Below are 4698 nucleotides of genomic sequence, written 5' to 3'. Positions count from 1 at the left end.
GACCGCTCCGCCCAACCTGGTCCTTGGCCATGAAATCACCGGCGAAGTGGTTGAGGTGGGACGCGACGTTGAGTTCATCAAGGTCGGTGACCTCTGCTCCGTCCCGTTCAACATCGCCTGCGGCCGGTGCCGGAACTGCAAGGAACGCAAGACCGGCATCTGCCTGAACGTGAACCCGGACCGCCCGGGCAGCGCCTACGGGTACGTGGACATGGGTGGCTGGGTCGGTGGGCAGGCCAACTATGTCCTGGTTCCGTATGCCGACTGGAACCTGCTGAAGTTCCCGGACAAGGACCGGGCCATGGAGAAAATCCTGGACCTGGCCATGCTCTCGGATATCTTCCCCACAGGGTTCCATGGGGCAGTTACCGCCGGCGTGGGTGTTGGGTCCACGGTGTACATAGCAGGCGCGGGCCCGGTGGGTCTGGCCGCGGCCACCAGCGCACACTTGCTGGGTGCCGCCGCCGTAATTGTGGGTGACCTCAATGAGGACCGGCTGGCGCAGGCCCGCAGCTTCGGCTGCGAAACGGTAGACCTCACCAAGGGCGGGCCTGCGGAGCAGATTGAGCAAATCCTCGGCGTACCGGAGGTGGACTGCGGCGTTGATGCTGTCGGCTTCGAAGCCCGGGGCCATGGCCATGGCAAGGAAGCCGAGGAAGCACCAGCCACGGTGTTGAACTCGCTCATGGACATCACGGCTGCCGGCGGCGCGCTCGGCATCCCGGGCCTTTACGTCACGGGAGACCCGGGCGGAATCGACGAGGCCGCGAAGAAGGGTGCGCTGAGCCTGAGTCTCGGCACGGGCTGGGCCAAGTCGTTGAGCTTCACCACGGGACAGTGTCCCGTGATGAAGTACAACCGGCAGCTGATGATGGCCATCCTGCACGACAGGGTGAGTATCGCCAAGAACGTCAACGCCAAGGCCATCTCCCTTGAGGAAGCGCCGCAAGGTTACGCGGAGTTCGACGCCGGTGCAGCTACGAAGTATGTTCTCGACCCGAATGGATACCTGAACTAGGGCGTAACGGCGGGCGGTGGTCAGCCGGGAAAGTCGATGCGGAAATAAGGGCTGCCCGGCCCGGGTTAGGCTTTGCAAGGGCAGCAACGTCACCGCATTGAAGGAGTTTCCTTGAGCCAGATCACCGTCCGCCACAATCCCGACCGCCAGCGCTTCGAGATCCTCGACGCCGGCAACGTGATCGGCAAGGCTGCCTACAAGGATTACGACGGCGGTGCTTCACCCCAGCGAATTTTCTACCACACCGTTATCAACGAGGAATACGGCGGCCAGGGCCTTGCGGGCCAGCTCGCCGCGGCGGCCCTGGACGAAACGGTGGGCGCCGGGCGCGGCATCGTTCCCGTGTGCCCCTACATCAAGAAGTTCCTTACCAAGCACTCTGAGTACGACGGCAAGACGGTCCGCACGGCACCGGCCCATCTCGAGTTCCTGGACACAGCACTTACGGCCCACACCCGCTGATAGGACAGGGACGTTCAGGGAGCTCCCAAACTCATGTGATTTAATCGGGTCCCATAGCATCGGTGTGCGCTGGGCGCCCGATGCATTCTTTTTGATCGTCGAGCTTGCAGGAGTTCTATGTCGGTGGACCCAGCGCTGCGCCCGGCCGGGCGGCACTTCCGAGCGCCTCGGAACGGACAAAGGGTTCTGCTCCTGGCGCTGTTGTTCTCTGCCGTCGCCCTTGTCATTGGGGCGAGCCTTGTCTTCGCCTCGGTCCGGTCCGGGCCGTCGGCAGGCGCAGCCAGCCCAGTCCCCGCCGCTGTCCCCGAAGACCCCGTGGCTGCGGCCCCGGATGCTCTCCGGGACCGCATCGATTCCGTCCTGGAGGAATACGATGATTACCGGATCGGGTTGGCTTTGGCGGACGTGTCCGGCGATGCCGCGCTGACCTTCGGCGACCAGGACGCTTTTACGGCCGCCAGCACCGCGAAAATCATCACGGCGGCCGCGTACTACCATCTGGTGGAAACCGGCCAGGCGGCGCTGGACCAGCCGTTGGGGAACTACGACGCGGCGTTCCAGCTCGAGGCCATGGTTAACGAAAGCAACAACGATTCGTGGCTGCTGCTAATGAGTGCAGTGGGATACCCGCAGCTTACTGAATATGCCGCATCCATCGGCGTCGCCTACGATCCGGAGGAGAATCTCCTGACTCCTGCGGAGATGGCACTGGTCCTCAAACGTCTCTACGGCGGGCATCTGCTGAACGCGGAGAACACTGCCCGGTTGCTCGGCTCCATGAAGAACACCAACAACGATGAACTGATTCCAGCGGGGTCGCAGGCCGGCGTCGAGGTGTTCCACAAGTACGGCGAACTTGGTGGCGACCTTCATGACGCTGCGGTCCTGACATACCGCGGCTCCTCGTTTGTGCTGGTGATCTACACCGAGAACCCCGAGGGCACTGAAGAGCCGGGGCAGGCTGACGCCATCCGCGAGCTCACTGCCCTTGTTGAAGAATCGTTGTTTCCGCCCGTGCAGGCCGGCGGCCAGGCACGTTAGTTCATCAAAGTCGCGCACGCCGGCTCGGGTGCACCAGACTGTTTCCGTGAGCAACAAACCCCGGACTGGCCTGGCCGTCGCCGGCCTCAGCCTGGGCACGGCACTGAATCCCCTGAACTCCTCGATGATCGCCGTTGCCCTGGTGGTGCTCCGCGCCGACTTCGGGCTCGACGTCGCGGCCGTCACGTGGGTGGTCACGTCCTTCTACCTCGCCTCGGCGGCAGGACAACCGGTAATGGGCCGGCTTGCCGACAGGTTCGGACCGCGCCGGATGTTCATGCTGGGCATGGCACTGGTTGCCTTCACGTGCGCACTGGCGCCGTTGGCGCCGAACTTCGCCCTGCTGTGCGTGGCGCGGGCGGTGATGGCGCTGGGCACGGCCACGGCCTATCCGAGCGCGGTGGTAATGGTGGGGGCAATAGCCCACCGGGCGAATGTCGATTCCGCGCGCCCGCTGGGCCGGCTCCAGATGGCCAACACTTCGGCCGCCGCAGTGGGCCCGGTGGTGGGCGGCCTTCTGGTGAGCTTTGTGGGCTGGGAGGCGCTGTTCCTGATCAACGTCCCGCTGGCACTGGCCGCTTTGCTGATCGTCCGGCATGCGCCACGGGACGGGACGCGGGAACGCGGCAGCGTCGCCGAGCTTGTCCGGGACTCGGACATCCCGGGAATCCTGGGTTTCGTGTCCGCCCTGCTCCTGGTGATGATGGCCGCGCTGAACGTGGCGCCGGGCTACCGCTGGTGGATGCTGGCCGCCGGAACTGCGATCGCGGCCCTGTTCGCTTGGCGTGAGCTTCGTTTCAACAGGCCTTTCCTGGACCTGCGGCTGCTGGGACGCAACCGGCCGCTGATGCTGGTCTACCTGGGCTTCGCGGTGTTCAGCAGCGTCTACTATTTTGTGTTCTTCGGCCTGCCCCAGCTGCTCCAGGAAGCGGGCGGCTACGATCCCGGCGTCGTGGGCCTGCTGATGCTGCCGCTGGCCACGATGTCCGTCGTCGCCACGCCATGGGCAGTCAGTGCAATGGGAAGGTTCGGCGTGCGGCGGGTGCTGATTGCCGGCGTCGTGCTCCTGACCGCGGTGGCCGCGCTCATGTGGCTGCTGACCGGCACGCTCGTGGTCCCGCTGGTGGTGGTGCTGACTGCCCTGATGGGCGTCCCTTACGGAACGGTGAGCATTGCCACGAACCAGGGCATGTTTGTCTCCACCCGCCCGCAGGAACGGGGTATTGCGGCAGGCATTTACCAGACCTGCAGATACGTCGGCGCGATTACCGCCACCGTGATGATCGGTGTTTTCGCGGCCAGCGGCGTGGACCAGGAAAGCTGGGCACGCATGGTGCTCGCCATGCTGGTCCTTTGCCTGGTGACGTTCGGCTTGTCCCTGATGTGGCGGCAGCGCACGGAGTAGGGGCTTCGAAGGCCGCTGCCGCAGACATCCGCGGGGTTTATCGTGTAGTTATGGACAATCCAAAGGTGCAGCTGTACTTGGATATCACTGCGAAGGGCCTGTGCATTCTCGGTGCCGCGCTGATGATCTTCGGCCGCGGCGGATGGTTCTACGCGGGCGTCGCCACCGTGGTCCTGGGGGTGCTGTTCATCGGGGGTTCGCTGGTGGCCACACGCAACCTGCGCCGCAGGGGATGGGACGGCACCAGCAGGCCACCGGCCGGATAGCGCAGCCCAGCCCCTGGAAGTGGGTTGTTCGAAGAGCAGCACGTTCTGTTACTTACGGCGGGAGGCGGCACCGCAGCCGCCTCCCGCCGTCGCGGTTCCTCAGCTGTGCAGCAAGGGACTCAGGTGTACATCAGGGAGCCGGGCGTGGTGAGCTTCTCGCCGGTTTCCAGCCACGTCTTCAGGCCGGAGAGGATCATGGGCCAGCCGCCGTAGAGCTGTTCGTTGGCGCCCTCGCGGAGGTCGCTGTGGGTGACGGTGAGGCGGCAGGAATCGCCCACGGGCTCGATGTCCCAGGTGACCTTCGAGGTTCCCTCGGCCTTGACGTCCTCGCCCCAGAGGGCGCGCATGGTCTGGACGAGCCGGCGCGGCGGATCCACCTCCAGGTTTTCTCCTTCGCCGAGCGGTGCGCCCGCCTTGACGTTGTTCATCACGAAGCGGCCGCCGGGGGTCCAGTCGGCCTCGATGGTATTCCCGAACTGGTACTTGCTGCGGATCCCGCTGTCCGT

6 protein-coding genes are annotated in these 4698 nt (G+C 65.0%); 5 read left to right on the top strand and 1 reads right to left on the bottom strand.

The window, feature by feature from the left end:
* From fdhA to AC5RWX_RS30475, 5 genes are all read left to right on the top strand, one after another.
* Positions 1-1018, top strand: a 1018-nt coding sequence (gene fdhA, locus AC5RWX_RS30495) for a formaldehyde dehydrogenase, glutathione-independent (protein ID WP_494099950.1), incomplete at its 5' end; no start/stop codon positions are given.
* Between the two features lie 111 nt (positions 1019-1129).
* Positions 1130-1480 carry a GNAT family N-acetyltransferase gene (locus AC5RWX_RS30490; RefSeq protein ID WP_494099949.1) on the top strand — a complete coding sequence of 117 codons (351 nt, stop codon included), beginning with the start codon at positions 1130-1132 and terminating at the stop codon, positions 1478-1480.
* Positions 1481-1597: 117 nt separating this feature from the next.
* Positions 1598-2521, top strand: a complete 924-nt coding sequence (locus tag AC5RWX_RS30485) for a serine hydrolase (RefSeq protein WP_494099948.1) — start codon at positions 1598-1600, stop codon at positions 2519-2521.
* A gap of 46 nt (positions 2522-2567) precedes the next feature.
* Complete coding sequence (locus AC5RWX_RS30480; protein ID WP_494099947.1) at positions 2568-3926, top strand: MFS transporter; 1359 nt, start codon at positions 2568-2570, stop codon at positions 3924-3926.
* A gap of 50 nt (positions 3927-3976) precedes the next feature.
* Complete coding sequence (locus AC5RWX_RS30475; RefSeq protein ID WP_494099946.1) at positions 3977-4192, top strand: hypothetical protein; 216 nt, start codon at positions 3977-3979, stop codon at positions 4190-4192.
* Between the two features lie 119 nt (positions 4193-4311).
* On the opposite strand, the gene AC5RWX_RS30470 is transcribed toward AC5RWX_RS30475, so the two are convergent.
* On the bottom strand, positions 4312-4698 hold a 387-nt coding region (locus AC5RWX_RS30470), incomplete at its 5' end, for an SRPBCC family protein (protein ID WP_494099945.1).

It is taken from the genome of Arthrobacter sp. SPT-J7 (assembly GCF_059089965.1).
The sequence above is the reverse complement of the archived record's forward strand: the minus strand, read 5'-3'. Positions and strand labels throughout refer to the sequence as shown.

What these genes read in the sequence shown, in the direction of transcription:
- AC5RWX_RS30475 (WP_494099946.1), top strand. Translation starts at nt 3,977, where the DNA reads ATGGACAATCCAAAGGTGCAGCTGTACTTGGATATCACTGCGAAGGGC.
- AC5RWX_RS30485 (WP_494099948.1), top strand. Translation starts at nt 1,598, where the DNA reads ATGTCGGTGGACCCAGCGCTGCGCCCGGCCGGGCGGCACTTCCGAGCG.